The sequence below is a fragment of the Salipiger bermudensis genome (genome assembly GCF_019801965.1).
GTDB lineage: Bacteria > Pseudomonadota > Alphaproteobacteria > Rhodobacterales > Rhodobacteraceae > Salipiger > Salipiger bermudensis_A.
Genome location: NZ_JAHVIA010000003.1, coordinates 426,316 through 442,126, shown reverse-complemented (window position 1 = coordinate 442,126; position 15,811 = coordinate 426,316). Strand labels below are relative to the sequence as shown.

Annotated in this window: 10 protein-coding genes; 6 read left to right on the top strand and 4 right to left on the bottom strand. The window is 68.9% G+C overall.

Features of this window, described 5'->3' with window-relative positions; all coding sequences use genetic code 11:
• Positions 1 to 5 precede the first annotated feature (5 nt).
• Positions 6 to 770 carry a WecB/TagA/CpsF family glycosyltransferase gene (locus KUV62_RS09070; protein ID WP_222603355.1) on the bottom strand — a complete coding sequence of 255 codons (765 nt, stop codon included), beginning with the start codon at positions 768 to 770 and terminating at the stop codon, positions 6 to 8.
• Between the two features lie 300 nt (positions 771 to 1,070).
• Here KUV62_RS09070 and KUV62_RS09065 point away from each other — a divergent pair, with 300 nt between their 5' ends.
• The 6 genes from KUV62_RS09065 (at position 1,071) to KUV62_RS09040 (ending at position 8,816) form a co-directional block, all read left to right on the top strand.
• A complete protein-coding gene (locus KUV62_RS09065; protein ID WP_222603354.1) occupies positions 1,071 to 2,198 on the top strand; it encodes a Gfo/Idh/MocA family protein in 1,128 nt (375 codons plus the stop codon).
• A complete protein-coding gene (locus KUV62_RS09060; protein ID WP_315901570.1) occupies positions 2,186 to 3,178 on the top strand; it encodes an NAD-dependent epimerase/dehydratase family protein in 993 nt (330 codons plus the stop codon). Before KUV62_RS09065 ends, KUV62_RS09060 begins: the two co-directional genes overlap by 13 nt.
• On the top strand, positions 3,175 to 4,410 hold the full coding sequence (locus KUV62_RS09055; RefSeq protein ID WP_222603353.1) for a glycosyltransferase: 1,236 nt from the start codon (positions 3,175 to 3,177) through the stop codon (positions 4,408 to 4,410). Before KUV62_RS09060 ends, KUV62_RS09055 begins: the two co-directional genes overlap by 4 nt.
• Positions 4,407 to 5,378: a glycosyltransferase gene (locus tag KUV62_RS09050; protein WP_222603352.1), complete on the top strand. Its 972-nt coding sequence runs from the start codon at positions 4,407 to 4,409 to the stop codon at positions 5,376 to 5,378. The genes KUV62_RS09055 and KUV62_RS09050 overlap by 4 nt, the downstream gene beginning before the upstream one ends.
• Before the next feature lie 11 nt (positions 5,379 to 5,389).
• Complete coding sequence (locus tag KUV62_RS09045; protein WP_222603351.1) at positions 5,390 to 7,489, top strand: NAD-dependent epimerase/dehydratase family protein; 2,100 nt, start codon at positions 5,390 to 5,392, stop codon at positions 7,487 to 7,489.
• A gap of 190 nt (positions 7,490 to 7,679) precedes the next feature.
• Positions 7,680 to 8,816 (top strand): CpsD/CapB family tyrosine-protein kinase, encoded by a 1,137-nt coding sequence (locus KUV62_RS09040; protein WP_222603350.1) that lies wholly within the window; start codon positions 7,680 to 7,682, stop codon positions 8,814 to 8,816.
• Positions 8,817 to 8,906: 90 nt separating this feature from the next.
• Here KUV62_RS09040 and KUV62_RS09035 read toward each other — a convergent pair whose 3' ends face one another.
• From KUV62_RS09035 to KUV62_RS09025, 3 genes are all read right to left on the bottom strand, one after another.
• A complete protein-coding gene (locus KUV62_RS09035; protein WP_222603349.1) occupies positions 8,907 to 10,232 on the bottom strand; it encodes a GumC family protein in 1,326 nt (441 codons plus the stop codon).
• Positions 10,233 to 10,456: 224 nt separating this feature from the next.
• A complete protein-coding gene (locus KUV62_RS09030; protein ID WP_222603348.1) occupies positions 10,457 to 11,113 on the bottom strand; it encodes a 4'-phosphopantetheinyl transferase in 657 nt (218 codons plus the stop codon).
• Between the two features lie 4 nt (positions 11,114 to 11,117).
• Positions 11,118 to 15,806: a MupA/Atu3671 family FMN-dependent luciferase-like monooxygenase gene (locus KUV62_RS09025; RefSeq protein WP_222603347.1), complete on the bottom strand. Its 4,689-nt coding sequence runs from the start codon at positions 15,804 to 15,806 to the stop codon at positions 11,118 to 11,120.
• Positions 15,807 to 15,811: the final 5 nt, after the last annotated feature.

Genomic DNA, 15,811 nt, shown 5'->3' with positions numbered 1-15,811 from the left:
GCACCTCAGTGCTGCGGCGTGCGGAAGCGCTGCAGCATCGCGGAGAACATCTGCCCCGGCAGGATCGCCAGGCATTGCGCATAGCGCGGCAAGAGCCGCTTCGGGCTGCTGAGCGCGCGCCACAGCCATTCCACCGCGTAGCGGCGCGCCCAGTCGGGCGCCCGCGTCTGCGTCCCCGAGAGAAAATCGAGCCCGGCACCGATCGAGGCAAAGCCCACATGCGGCACCTTGCGGCGCCCTGCGGCGGCGAAGATTTCCTGCTTGGGAGCGCCCAGCGCGATGAAGCAGAGCCCGGCGCCCGAGGCGGCGATCTGCTCGAAGACGGCATCGGCCTGCGCACCCGTCGGATCGAAGCCCATCGGCGGCGCCACGGTGAGCGCCACCTCGAGATCGCGGACCTCGCGCTCGAGATAGCTCTTCGCGGCGGCGAGCGAGGCCTGGGTGCTGCCCACCAGCGCGAGCGTGACGCCCTGCTTGGCAGCGATGCGCGCAATCGGCACGATGGCGTCGGAGCCCGCGACCAGCTCGACCGGGCGCTTCGCCAGCCACGACATCCAGACGATGGGGTTGCCATCGGCGGTGACGAAATCCTGCGCCGCGTAGGCACGACGGAACTGCGGCGACTGCCGCAGCTTCACCAGATGGTCGAGATTCAGGGTTGCGAGGGCAAAGCCCTGACGCTGGGCAAGGCGCTCGGTCACGCGGGCCTGCAACACGGCCCAGGTCGGCACATTGACCGAAATCCGCTCGGCGGACACCTTGAAATCCATAAAACGTCGCATCCAATACACACCCCGATCGCCTCATACCTCAAACCTGTGGCAGGCGGAGGCCCACAATCGGGCGATTTAATGTGGACCGTGTCTCACGGGCCGCATCCGGACAGGTTTTCCCGAGCCTGCGTGGTTTGCAAGACAATCGGCCCTTTTTGCCGAATTATGGTCAAAATTGTCTGTTCAACGGAAACAACCGGCCGGTTCAGGATTCGAGAGTACCGATTTCATGCCCGATCTTTCCCGCTCCCGCCCCTGCGGGGCCTGGCTTTTCCCGGCCGGCGACTGGCGTTTCGCATGAGCCGCGCAATCTCGATTCTCGGCTGCGGCTTCGTGGCCGATCTCTACCTGCGATCGCTGCAGGCCATGGAGGGCATCGAGGTCGCCGGGGTCTATGACCACGACGCGGCCCGGCTCGATCGGTTCTGCAGCCACTGGAACCTGCCGAAGAAGACCACGCTGGCCAGCTTCCTCGAGGCGGCACCCGAAGGCGGCGTGATCCTCAACCTGACCAATCCTTCGGCGCATTACGCGCTCAACCGCGCCTGTCTCGAGGCCGGTCACCATGTCTATTGCGAGAAGCCGCTCGCGCTGCGGCTCGACGAGGCCAAGGCGCTCTGCGCGCTGGCCAAAGAGCGCGGCCTGCTGCTGGCCTCCGCGCCCTGCTCGGTGCTGGGCGAGACGGCCCAGACCCTCGGCCACGCGCTGCGCAAGGGCATCGCCGGCACGCCCCGGGCGATCTACGCCGAGCTCGACGACGGCTTCGTGCCGCAGGCCGCCTACGCCAAGTGGCTCTCCGAGACCGGCGCGCCCTGGCCCTACGAGGATGAATTCCGCACCGGCTGCACCCTGGAACACGCGGGCTACTACCTGAGCTGGCTGATCTCGTGGTTCGGCTCGGTGCGCACCGTGGTCGCGGCCAGCGCCGAGACCATTCCCGACAAGACCGGCGCCGGCCCGATGGCGCCCGACCTGAGCATTGCGACGCTGTTCTTCGAGAACGGTCCGGTGACCCGACTGACCTGCTCCATCGTTGCGCCGCATGATCATTCGATCCGGGTGATCGGGGATGAGGGCGTGCTGCGCTGCGGGGCGGCCTGGGACAACAGCGCCAAGGTGACCTATGCCAGGCGCATGACGATCCGCCGCCGGCTGATGGAAAGCCCCCTGCCCCGACGCGTGAAGCTCAAGGGCCCGACCCATCCCAAGGTCAGGCGCTGGGGCGCGGCAGCGATGAACTTCATGCTCGGCCCCGCCGAGATGCTCGAAGCGCTGGACCAGGGCCGCCCCTGCCGGCTGTCGTCGGCGTTTGCCCTGCACATGACCGAAGTCACGCTGGCGATGCAGAACGCCGGCGAGACCAGCGGCGCCCAGTGCATGACCACGCGCTGCGATGCGATGGAGCCGATGCCGTGGGCGAAGTAGGCGGCAAGATGAGCGGCGAGGTGAGCCGCATCCTGATCACCGGCGCCGGCGGCTTCATCGGCCGCGCCACGGTGGCCGAGGCCCGCGCCCGCGGGCTCGAGGTCGTCGCCGTGGTGCGCAAGACCGTCGCGCCGGAATGGGCGGAGGATGACGGCGTGAGCGTGGTCGAGGCCGACCTGTCGCAGCCGCCTTCGCTGCTGACGCTGCGCCGCGCGCTCGAAGGCTGCGGCGCGGTGATCCACGCGGCGGCGCATCTCGGCGACGACGGTGCCGCCATCGAGGCCGACACGCTCGCCGCAACCCGCCACCTGCTGGCCGCGCTGCCAGGGGACATCCGGCTGGTTCTGGTCAGCTCCATCGCGGTCTACGATCTCGGACAGCTTGCACCCGGCGATGCGGTGACCGAGCGCAGCCCGCTCAACCGCCCCGGCCACGCGCAGGACGCCTATGCCGAGTCGAAGCTGGCGCAGGAAGTGCTCTGTCAGGGCGCGCTGCAGCCGCTCTGGCTGATGCGTCCGGGCGCGGTCTGGGGGCCGGGCCGGACGTGGCACGCGTTGAACGGCTTCTGGTCCGGGCCGCTTCAGGTCACGCTGGCCTCGGATGGCGCGCTGCCGCTGGTTCACGTGAAACACCTTGCCCGCGCGCTGATCTCGGCGAGCCTCACCGACCCGCAGAGCATGACCGCGCTCAACGTCATCGACGACGACCTGCCGACGCGCACGCGCTTCGTCTCGGCCCACCGCAAGGCAGCGGGCTGGCCGAAAGCCGCGGTAAACCTGCCGTGGACGCTCTGGCTGTCGCTCACCCGCACGCTGAAACCCTTGCAAAGCCGCCTGCCCGGCCTCCTGCGCGAGCCGGTGCTGCGCGCCCGGATCATGCCGCTGCGCTGGCCCAACACCGCGCTCCGGGCGAGCCTCGGCGGCGTTGATGACGCGCCCTTCGAGACCCTGCTGCGCGACACGCTGGAGAGCCAGACATGAGCCTGCCCAAGCTGGCCTACCTGACCGGGGAATACCCCCGCGCCTCGGACACCTTCATCCAGCGCGAAGTGGCGGCGCTGCGGGCGCTCGGCCACGAGGTGCTGACCTGCTCGATCCGCACTACCGGCGCCGAGCATCTGGTCGGCCCCGAACAGCGTGACGAGCACGCAAGCACCTTCAAGGTCATCGCCGCCGCGAGGAACCCGCTGCGCCTGTTGAAAGCACATCTGCGCTTCGCCCTGCGCCCCGCGCGCTACCTCGGCGCGCTCAGGCTGGCGTGGCAGACCGCGCCGAAGGGCTTCAAGGGCCGGCTCTACAACCTGATCTATTTCCTCGAGGCGGCGGTGCTGGCCGACCGTCTCAAGCGCGAAGGCGTCGAGCACCTGCACAACCACATCGCCAAGGCGTCGTGCACCGTGGCGATGCTGGCGAGCGAACTCTCAGACATTCCTTACAGCTTCACCATCCACGGCCCCGACATCTTCTTCGAGCCGCAGCACTGGCGCATCGACGAAAAGACCGCGCGGGCGCGCTTCGTCGCCTGCATCTCGGAATATTGCCGCTCGCAGCTCATGTGCTTCGCCGATGCGGCACACTGGGACAAGCTGCACATCGTGCATTGCGGCATCGACCCGGTGCGCTACGACACTGCCCCCCACAAAGGCCAGACGCTGCTCTTCGTGGGCCGGATGGCGGGCGTGAAAGGCGTGCCGATCCTGCTCGACGCGGTGGCGTCGCTGAAGGCGCGCCTGCCGCAGCTCCGGCTTGCGCTCATCGGCGACGGGCCGGAGCGCGCCGCGCTCGAGGCGCGGGCCAGGGCGCTGGGCGAGACGGTGACGTTTCTCGGCTACCGGAGCCAGTCGGAGGTGGCCGAGGCGCTGGCGCAGAGCGATGTCTTCGTGCTGCCGAGCTTCGCCGAGGGCGTGCCGGTTGTCCTGATGGAGGCGATGGCGGCGGGTGTGCCGGTGGTCGCCACGCAGATCGCGGGCATCCCCGAGCTTGTCACCCAGTGGGAAAACGGCGTGCTGGTGCCGCCGGGCGATGCCACTGCGCTGGCCGAGGCCATCGCGCAACTCCTCGCCAGCGCCGACCAGCGCCGGGTGATGGGCAGCGTGGGCCGCGCCACCGTCGAGGCCGAGTTCAACATCCATATCGAGGCGGCGCGGCTCTCGCATCTCTTCTCCGCCTATGCCGAGGGCGAGAGCCCCGCCAAGCGCGAGGTGCTGGGATGAGCCACGAACGGCCCCCTGTCGATGTCGTACTGATCGGGCGCAACGAGGGCGCCCGACTGACGGCGGCGCTGGCCTCGGTCGCGGGGCAGGCCCGACAGGTGGTCTATGTCGACAGCGGCTCCACCGATGACAGCCTCGCCGAGGCGCGCCGCGCCGACGCCACCGTGGTCGCGCTCGATCCCGCCACGCCCTTCACCGCCGCCCGCGCCCGCAATGCCGGCTTCGAGGCGCTCAAGGATCCGCAATTCGTCCAGTTCATCGACGGCGATTGCACGCTGGTGCCGGGCTACCTCGAAAGCGCCCGCGCGCATCTCGCGGCCACCCCCCAACTCGGGCTCGTCACCGGCTGGCGCTCCGAGATCCACCGCAACGCCTCGCTCTACAATCAGATGGCCGATTTCGAATGGCGCCGCCCGGCGGGCCAGATCCGCGCCTGCGGCGGCGACATGATGGTCCGCGCCGAGGCCTTCCGCGCCGTTGGCGGCTTCGATGCCACGGTGATCGCCGCCGAGGATGACGAGTTCTGCACGCGGCTGCGCAAGGCCGGCTGGCGGCTCGAACGCATTCCCGCCGAGATGACCCGCCACGACGCCGACACCCACCGCTTCGGCCAATGGTGGACCCGCGCCCTGCGCACCGGGCACGGCTTCGCGCAGGTCGGCGCGCTGCACCCGGAGTATTTCCTGCGCGAGCGCCAGCGGGCGCTGGTCTATGGGCTGGCGCTGCCGCTCTTCATCCTCTTGGGCGGGCTGCTCTGGTGGGGCTTCCCGGTGGCCGGGCTCTGCGTCTACGCCCTGAACTACTACCGCACCGCTCGCGGCCTGATCCGCGATGGCCTGCCCCCGCGCGAGGCCTACCGGCACAGCACGCTCCTGACCCTGTCGAAGATCCCCAACATGATCGGCATGGCGACCTATCACTGGCGTCGCCGCCGCAATGCGCAGATGCGCATCATCGAGTACAAGTGAGGCACGTTTCCATGTCCGAACCTCTCCGCGTGGGCCTGATCGGGGCCGGCTACATCGCCACCTGGCACGCCGATGCCCTCTCCGCCACGCCCGGCGTTTCGGTCGCCGCGGTCTGCGACCTGTCGGAGCCCGCCGCCCGCGGCATGGCCGAGGCCTATGGCGCCCAGCCCTTCACCAGTGTCGAGGCGCTGATCGAGAGCGGGCTCTGCGAGGCCGTCCACATCCTAACCCCGCCGCAGCTGCACAAACCTTTGGCGATCCAGTGCCTCGAGGCCGGGCTGCACGTGCTGGTCGAGAAGCCGGTGGCCGAGAGCGCCGACGACACGCGCGAGATCCTCGCCGCCGCGAAGGCCGCGGGCAAGCGCTTCCACGCCGGACACAATTTTCTCGGTCTGCCCTCCTATGTGCGGCTCAAGGAGATGATGCTGGCGGGCGATCTGGGCCGCATTTCGGCCTGCGAGATCAGCTACGCGCTGCCGCTCGCGCCGCTGCGCTCGGGGCCGTTCAACCTCTGGCTCCTGCGCGAGCCGAAGAACCTGCTGCTCGAGGTCGGGCCGCACCTGATGGCCTTTGCCGTCGATCTCTTCGGCACACCCGAGATCACCTTCGCCGAGGCCAGCAAGCCGGTCGACCTGCCCGGTGGCGATCCCCGTCCGCAGGCCTTCCGCATCCTCGCCCGCGTCGGCGAGGTCGAGATCACCCTGACCATCTCGCTGGTCGAGACGCAGGACGACCGCTCGGTGACGCTGCGCGGCTCCTCGGGCCGGGCGCGGCTCGATTTCGCCTCCGACGTGCTGATCCTCGAGCGCGAGAACAGCTCCGATCTGATCGTGAACCCGCTGCGCAAGCAGCTCGACCTGAGCTGGCAGCACCTGCGCGAAGGCAGCGTCAATGCAGTCCGGCAGGCCGTGTCGCTGAACCAGAAGGGGCCCTACGCGCTGAGCTTCCGCGGCATGGACGCGGCGCTCTACCAGGACATGGGCAAAGCGCAGGATCCCCGCTTCAGCGGCGAGAGCGCGGTGACGGTGATGCAGGCGCTCGACGATGCGCTGGCGCTGCTGCCTGCCGAGGCGCTGGCGGTGAAGGCCCCCGCGCTGCAGACCCGCAAGCCTCGGCCCACCGCCATGGTGATCGGCGGCACCGGGTTCATCGGGCGCGCGCTCACACGGCGGCTGGTGGCCGACGGGCATGACGTGCGGGTGCTGTCGCGCGGCCGCTTGGGCCCCTTCCCTGACCTGCCCGACCAGGTCGAGACGGTGGGCGCCTCGCTGCACGATCTCGAGGGGCTGACAGAGGCGATGCAGGGCATCGACGTGGTCTTCAACCTCGCCAAGTCGATGGACAAGACGTGGGCGGAAGCGCTGATCAATGACGTGGGCGTCGCCACCCGCATCGGCATGGCCTGCGAGAAGGCCGGGGTGACGCGGCTGGTCTATACCGGCACCATCGCCAGCTACGACATGTCGGATCCCGGCCAGACCATCACCGAAGACACGGCCTTCCCCGAGGACATGACCGACCGCAACCTCTATGCCCGCTCCAAGGCCGAGTGCGAGCGCCAGCTGATGACGCTGCACCGCGAGCGCGGGTTGCCGCTGACCATCGCGCGGCCCGGCATCGTGGTGGGCCATGGCGGCCCGCTGCAGCATTGGGGCATCGGGCGCTGGCACGGCGCCGGCGCGGTGCGGATCTGGGGGCCGGGCGACAACATCCTGCCCTTCGTGCTGATCGACGACGTCACCGATGGGCTGGTGCGCATGGCGGCGCGGTCCTCGGCCATCGGCGAGAGCTTCAACCTGATCGGCGAGCCGATGCTCTCGGCGCGCGGCTATTTCGACGCCATCCACGACGCGCTCGGCGCCCGCATCCGGGTCAGCAGCGGCAACCTTACCGCCTTCTACCTTTCCGACGCGGTGAAATACGGGCTGAAGAAATACGCCCTGCGCAAGCACGGCGTGGTCCGCCCGTCGCTGGCCGACTGGAAGAGCCGGGCGCATTTCTCGCCCTTCGCCAACGCCAAGCCGAAGGCAATGCTCGACTGGACACCCGAGACCGACCGCGGCGCCTTCGTGCGGAAGGCCATCACGGAGGCCAACCTGATCGGCTTCTGACCGAGCCGGTGCGGCAGCGGCCCGGCGGGCCCCTCCTCACTTTGGTCAAATTTCTCTGCTTAAAGGGAAGCAAGGTTAACGCATGCCGAATCTTCGAGCGGTCGGCATGCCCGTAAACGGGCTGGTCGATGCAGGTGTTCAAGGTTCTGGTAGGCTCTCAAGCGCCGCATGATCTGCGGAGCGCAAAGGCATGAACATGGTTGAGAGACGCAAGTTCCGGCGCAGGAAGCGCACTCCCGTCGATGACGGGCCCGAGGATCCGCCGATCGAGCCGCTCGAGAGCCGCGATCGGCGGCTCGAGCGCCGTCGTGCCGAGGATCAGGCCGCCCTGGCCGAGGAGACCGCGCATGCGGCCGAGGAGGCCGCCCGGCGCAGCGCCGAGGAAGAGGCTCGCCAGCGCGCCGCCGAAGAGGCGCGACGCGACGCGGAAGCGCGCGAGGAGGCGCGCCGCCAGGCCGCTGCGAAACGCGAGGAGATCCGCGCCCGCCTGCGTGTCCACGAGGGCGACAAGGTCTCGACCCTGGCGTCTTCGCCCGCCCCCGAGGCGCGGCCCGAGCCGGCACCGCGCCGGCCGTTCAGCGACGGCCCCGTGCGCCGGCCGACGCCGCTCTGGCACCGGCTTCAGGAATTCACCGTCAATCCGCGCCATCTCGAGCGCCACCGCATCATCACCGCCGAGCGCCAGGACCCGGCCCATGCCGCCTTCGACGTGCTGCGCACCCGGCTCCTGCAGGCGCTGGCGGAGCGCGGCTGGACCCGCGTGGCAATCACTTCGCCGACCAAGGATTGCGGCAAGACCTTCACCGCGGCCAATCTCGCCATCAGCCTGTCGCGGCAGCAGAATTGCCGCACCTTGCTGCTCGATTGCGATCTGCGCCGGCCCTCGCTGCACAAGGTGCTCGGGGTGAAGAACCCCGGCTCGATGGGCGATGTGCTGCGCGGGCTGGTCGCGCCGGAGGATCACCTGATCCGCATGGGCGAGAACGAGATCCACGCGGGGCGCAACATCGCCTTCGGCTTCAACAGCACCGTCGAGCCCTACGCCTCGGAGCTGCTTCAGGCACCGCAGACCCGCAGCGCGTTGCGACGGATCGAAGAGGAATTCGCGCCCGACGTGATGCTCTTCGACCTGCCGCCGGCGCTCTATTACGACGATGTCATGGCGTTCCGCAGCCAGTTTGACGGGGTGATCCTGGTCCTTGGTGGCGGCATCACCACCGAGAAGGAAGTTCTCGAGGTCCAGCGCCGGCTCGGCGAGGACGTGCCGCTTCTCGGCACCGTTCTCAACAAGGCCGAGGACAGCAAGGTCCGCGACTACACCTACTGAGCCCGGGCCTTCCGGGAGACGCGATGCCCCGGTGAGGCCGGGCGGCGCCTGCGTCGCAGAGGCCAGGCCCCGGCCCGACCCCTGCGACGCTCAGGGCCGGGCCATCCGCGGCAGGAACCTGTCCACGATCCCCTGCCAGGGCATGACCTCGCTGAACAGCCGGTGCAGCGCCAGCGTCAGCGCCGCCAGTAGACCGGCCGCGGTGATGCTGCGCAGCCGACGGGCCTGGCGGTCGCGCCGGGCTTCGATCACCGGGATCGAGACCACCGGCTGCATCCCGAGGATCCGCTCCATCTGCGCCGCGCTGCGGATCGCCGGGTTCAGCAGCTCCGCCATGAAGGCGAGGCCGATGCCGGCAAACAGGCTGGCGGCAACCCCGGCCAGAACGATTTTCTTGCGACCACTCGACGCCGAGACCTCGGGAACGAGCGCGGTCTCGAGCACCTCGAACCGGTCCATCTGCTGGCGATCCTCGAGCATCTGGCCCATCTCCGCGTCGGCCTTGCGGCGGGTGATGACGCTGTACTGATCCTTGAGGCGATCGAGATCGCGCTCGAGGGCGGAAAGTTCACGCTCGACCTCCGGGGCGCGCAGCAGCGTGGCGTCGATCTCGGCGATCCGCTGCTCGATCAGGGCGCTCTGCTCGCGCATCAGGCCGAGCTGACGGGCCAGCACCTCTTCGCGCTGGCGGGTCGAATTGCCCTCCATTTCGACGATCTCGCGCTCCAGCGAGAGCTGGCTGTCCTCGAGCGTGGTGAGCTGGCTGCGCAGCGCGCCGGTGCCACTGGGCAGGGCCTCGGCATTGTCGCGCTTGAAGCTCGCGATCTCGGCTTCCATCGCCTCGATCTCGGTTTCGACCCGCTCGGCTTCGCTCTCGAAGAAGGCCAGCGTCTCGCGGGCATTGCTCAGGCTGCGGTCGCGCGACTGGTTGATGACCTGGTACATCATCTGGTTGGCAATGTCGGCGGCCTTCTGGGCGTCGGGCAGCGCGACGCGGATCCGCAGACCCGAGGGCATTTCCTGCTGGGCGGCATAGCTGGGGGTGTTGGCACGGATTTCCTCGATGCGCACCGCCTCGCGCATCTGGAACAGGCGCTGGCCCATCGACATCGAGGGATCTGCGGTGAAGAGCTCGTGCTCCTGCATCAGCGCAACGAGATTGTCGCGCGACATCAGGCGCTGCTCGATCAGGCGCACCTGACGGGCAGCATCCTGGTTCTGGGCCGACGCCCCGGCGAGTGAGTCGGGCACCTGGCCTTCCTCGATCTGCACCACGGCCGTGGCTTCGAAGACTTTGATTTGGTTGAGGGCGAGCCAGACGGAGGCGGCACTACCAAGTACGGTCACTAGGAAAATCAGCAGGGCACGGCGTTTCAGTGCGGACAGCACCTCACCGATCGACTGGAACTGGTTCATCTCGTTACTCCGGCAACGTCTGGCCCCCACCCTACGTTCGGAGAAAGCGACCGTTCTCGACCGACCCTCAAGTTGGGCCAAAACACGTCGGGAGCGTGCCACCTTCGAGACATAAATTAACAAATTTGCCCCAATTTGGCCACGTTCAAACGCACACGAACAGGAAACAATTCGTGTCCGTATCGCAGATCACGGCCTCATTTTTGCCTCAATATCGGGGGGTTTTAGCCGGTTTTCGCGCTCAGGCAGAGTGAAATGACGTGGTTCGCGACCAGAAGCTGCCACATTGGCAGGATCGCGCCGTGCCCGAGTCCGACATTTTTTGCCATATTCATGCGCCCGATTTGCAGATTCGCCGCCATTGCCTCGAAGCCGAATAGCGCCTCGGTCAGCGGGTACTGGGCCTTGTAGGCGGCCTCCTTGGCACTGAAGATCCGGGTCGCGGCGAGCGCTTCCGGCAGCGGCGCAAGCAGCGCCAGTTCGTCGGGCGTCGCGATCTCGGGAACGAGATCCCGCGGCAGCGGATGGTCGGGTTCGAGATCGACGCCGATCATCCGCCAGTCGGCGCTGCGGCCCACCACGGCGATGCAGAGCGGCCCGGCATGGCTGATGCTCCCCACCACGCCCTTCGGCCAGTGCGGCGTGCGATCGGGACGGGCGGGGATGGCGCAGGGCGGCAGGCCGAGCTGCGCCATCGCGGCGCGCGCGGCGGTGCGGCCGCCGGCAAACTCGGCAACCCGCGCGGGGATGGCTCTGGACACGGCGACGCGCTCCTCGGGGAAGAGCGCGTCGGGATCGCTGGTCGCTTCGGTCACGGCCCAGCCCAGCCCTTCGGGAAAGCGGACCATCGAAAGCGCCAGTCTCAGCGCGGCGGCATCCATCGCCTCAGGCGCTACGCCGCGCCCGCATCGCCCGGCGGCGCGCCATCGCCTCCGATCTCGCGCGGGCGCGGTCATTGGCGATCGGGGCCGGCGCTTCGGGCATCGGGGTCACCGGCGCGGCGGTGGCAGCCGGCTGCGGGCGTGGCGCGCGCTTCGGGGCGGCAGCGGGAGTGCTTTCGGGATCGACGAGCCCCGTCACCCGCGCGGTCAGATCGCCAAGCACCGGGAAACGGAAGATGTCGGTGATCGACAGGCCCTTGGCGCCGAGCTCGTCGCGGATGGCGCGGTGCGCCTGCACCGCCAGCAGCGAGTGGCCACCGAGATCGAAGAAATTGTCGCGCCCCGAGATCTCTGCCACGCCCAGAACCGTCGACCAGATCTCGGCGATCCGCGCCTCGATCCGGGCATTGCCCTGCCCGGCGTCGCGCGCCGCGGCGGGTCTGGCCTCAACCTTCGAAGCGGCCTCCACAGAAGGCGTCAGCTTGGACCGCCGCGACACCGGCTTCGGAAGCGCCTTGCGGTCGACCTTCTTGTTCGGGGTCAAGGGGAAGCTCTCGAGCCGCATCAGCTGCCCCGGCACCATGAAGGCGGGCAGGTCGGCGCCCATGGCGGCCTTCATCGCCGCGGCATCGAGCGGTGTCTCGGAGCTGTAGTAACCCACGAGGCGGATATCGCCGGGCTGGTCCTCCCGCGCCGCTACCACCGCCTGCGTCACCCCCGGCTGCGCCTCCATCACTGCCTCGATCTCACCCAGCTCGATGCGGAAGCCGCGGATCTTCACCTGCTGATCGACGCGCCCGATGAAATCGATGCGTCCGTCGATCCGGCGGCGCACCAGATCGCCGGTGCGATACATCCGCCCGCCGTGGAACGGGTTGGGCAGGAAGCGCTCCGCCGTCAGCTCTTTGCGGCCCCAGTAGCCGCGCGTCACGCCCTCGCCGCCGATCCATAGCTCGCCCGGCTGACCGATGCCCACCGGGCGCATCTCGTCATCGAGCACGTAGAGCTGCTGGTTGGCCAGCGGCAGGCCGATATTAACCACGCCATCGCCGGCGGACGCCGCCTCGGTCGAAGACCAGATCGTGGTCTCGGTCGGGCCGTACATGTTGGTGACGCTGGCCTCGGTGATCTTGCCGAACTCCTGCACCAGCGCGCCGGGCAGCGGCTCGCCGCCAAGGAACAGGTGCTGCACTTTCGAGAGCGCATAGCGCGCCTCGTCGTTCATCGCGATCATCCGCGCCATCGAGGGGGTGCATTGCAGATGCGTGACCTCGTGGCGCAGGATCTGGGCCGCGATGGAGAAATCGCCGGCGTCGAGCGCGGGCGCCACGTTGGCCGCCTGCACCACCTGCGCCAGCGGCCGCAGCCCGGCGAGCACCTGCTCACGCTCGATGCCATAATCGATCAGGCAGGCGATCTCGCCCACGCCGATGCGCTTGAGCTCCTCGGTGCGCGCCAGCGCATCCTCGACGGTGCCGAAGAAGCCGCTGTCGTTGAAGTAGCGCTCGAAGGCGAAGTCGAGGATGGCGTCGAGCTCTTCGGGGGTGAGGATCTCGAGATCTAGCTCGAACGGGTTGTTGAGCCCCTGCGGGCGCTTGAAGGCCGGAAAGGCCCAGGCGTATTGCTTGATCAGGCCGGCGGCGGAGCGCAGGTAATCCTTCATCGGCTCGCGGGCGACCTCGCGCGCCTCCTCGCGGGTGGCGGCCACGAAGGTGTGCAGCATGAGCGTGACGGTGAAGTCCTTCGGATCATGCCCCGCCTCGCGCAGCGCACCGTGATAGAGCCGGATCTTGTCTGCCACCTCGTCGATCGACTGGCCGAGCAGATGGGTGAGCACGTTGCAGCCCAGCCGCCCCGCCTCTTTCCACGTCTCGGGGTTTCCAGCGGTGGTCACCCAGACCGGCAGCTCGGACGAGACCGGGCGCGGCTGCGTCACCACCTCGTGCAGGGTGCCGTCCTTGCGCGGGAAGCCGACCTTTTCACCGCGCCACAAGCGGCGCACCTGCTTGATGCTCTCCAGCATGGCGGGCTTGTTGTCGGGCGGGGTGTTTTCCGGGCGCAGCACGAAATCGTCGGGCTGCCAGCCCGAGGCGATGGCCAGCCCCGCGCGCCCGTTGGTGAGGTTGTCGATCACCGCCCATTCCTCGGCGATGCGCGCCGGATGGTGCAGTGGTGCGACCACCGAGCCCGAGCGCACCGCGATGTTCTGCGTCACCGCTGCCACCGCCGCACCGGTCACCGACGGGTTGGGATAGGGGCCGCCAAAAGCGTGGAAATGCCGCTCGGGCGTCCAGACCGCGCAGAAGCCGTTCTGGTCGGCGAACTTGGCACCTTCGAGCAGCAGTTTGTACTTGTCGCGCCCGGCGCCGTCATCGTTGCCCCAGTAGTAGAGCGAAAACTGCATCGATCGGTCCGACAGAGGCATCGGCCCGTTCGAGATCAGCGCCCGGTCCTCGTCCGAGGTCAGCACCACCTTGAAGCCGCGCGCGGTGGTGTAGAACAGCTCGAGCACCGAGATGTCGAAGCTCAGCGAGGTCACCGCGAGCCACGTCCCCGCCGGCTCGTGCGGCACGTTGGCATCCATGCCGAGATAGAAGTTCAGCACGTTGCGATGCTCGATCATCACGCCCTTCGGGGTGCCGGTCGAGCCGCTGGTATAGATCAGGTAAGCGAGATCCTCCGGCGTGCTGGCCGGGCCGGGGTTCGCGGTCGGCGCCTGCGGCAGGCGCGGATCGGCGTCGATCACCAGCAGGTCGGCGCTGTGCTCGGGCAGGTCGCCCTTCAGTGCCGATTGCGTGACGATCACCGGCGCGCCGCTGTCGGCGATGTAGTGGCGCAGGCGTTCCGCCGGGTAGGCCGGGTCGAGCGGCAGGTAGGCGCCGCCCGCCTTGAGGATGCCCAACGCCCCGACCATCAGGTCGACCGAGCGGCGGGTAAAGAGCCCCACGACCGAGCCAGCGCCCACCCCCATGCCGCGCAGCACATGCGCCGCCTGATTGGCGCGGGCGTTGAGCTGGGCATAGGTCAGGCTCTGATCCTCGAAGACCAGCGCCACGGCATCCGGCGTCTTGGCGACCTGCGCCTCGAAGGCGGCCTGCATGGTCAGGCTGCGATCGTGGGCCTCTCCGGTGGCGTTCCAGAAATTCAGCACCATATCCCGCTCCGCCTCCGGCAGCACCGGCAGGCTGGCAAGGTCGGAGTGCCCCTGCGCCTCGCGCGCCATCAGCTCGAGCCGCGCGGCGAGCAGTTGCGCCTGCGCTTGCGGCAGACGCCCGGTATCCGCGTGCAGCGTGGCGCCTTCGGCGGTCAGTTCGACGGTGATGGCAGTGCCAATGATGTGGCCCGCACCAAAGCTCAGGCCGATATGCGGCAGCTGCGGCGCGCCGGGAAGCTGTGGCTCGCGCGCCGGCAGGTCGGTGGCGAAGCCCTTGCGTTTCTGCACGGTGGAAAGCTCCGCCTCGAGGCTCTGCCCCAGCGTCGCCACGCTCCCGGTTGCCTCGACCCGCAGCGGCACCGACGGCGCGATGACCCCGCCCGAGGCCAGCTTGGTCAACGCGGCATCGGCATAGGCCAGATCGCAGCTCTCGTGCCCATCGAGCCGCGCCGCCCAGGCGCAAGCGATCACATGCGCCGGAACGGCATTGCCCAGCGCCAGCGGACGCGAGACGACCTCGCCGCGCGCCTTGCCCAGCCCCTGAAGCTCTGCCGGCGAAAGCGCCGCGAGACGCTTGCGCCAGTAGCCCTCATGGGGCGCGACCTGCGCCACCGCCTCGGCGATGGCGGCGCGCTCAGCCTCGGACACAAGATCCAGAGCTTCGCCCGGCCTGCCGACCTGCGCCACCAGCGCCAGCGCGCCGCAGGGGTGGCTGAAATGCGCCATCCGCAGCGCGCCGCTGCCGCAGGCCACCGTCAGGTGATCGTCGGTCGCCTCGAGCACCGCGCCCGGAGCGCCGCTGCCCTCGACCGCCCTCGCCTCGCCGACCAGCCAGAGCGAGCCGCGCGCGCGCAGCTTCGGGGCCGAGAGCGGGTTGGCGTAGCCGCCGTGATCCAGCGCGCGCACCAGCCGCGCCAGCTCGGGCGCGGGCTTGGTGAAATCGAGCAGCCCGTGCGCCGAAGGCCGGTCGGCCAGCGCATGGTAGCTGCGCAGCGACAGGTCCTGCGGGAAGCGGCGCAGCCCGTGCTCGAGCTGCTCGATCAGGTCGCCAAAGCTGTCGATGGCGGCCTCGTAGGCCTTGGTGTTGAGGGTCAGCGCGGTATCGGAGGGCGCGATGTCGAAGCCGCGCGAGACGAGGATATCACCCTCGTCGATGCCGCCCTCGATCATGTGCCAGGTGATGCCGTGGCGGCTCTCGCCCTCGATCAGCGCCCAGACTGGGGCGTTGAGCCCGGCATGGCGCGGCAGCGGGCCGTCGTGGAAATTGATCGCGCCCTTGTCGGGCAGCGCCAGCACGTCCGCGGGCAGCATGTCGAGGTTGGCGATGGAGAGCAGCCAGTCGAAGGCCAGCCCCTCGAGCCGCCCGGCCAGCCCCTTGCCCGGCGCAATTACCGTGAGCCCGCGCCCCGCCGCCCAATCGGCGATATCCGCGTTGCGGGTCACCACCGCGCGGATCGGGTGCCCCGCCGCGAGGAGCTTCTCGCTGCATTGCACGAGGAGGGATTCGTTGCCGATCACCACGCTGGAAAACTGCGCCATAGAAC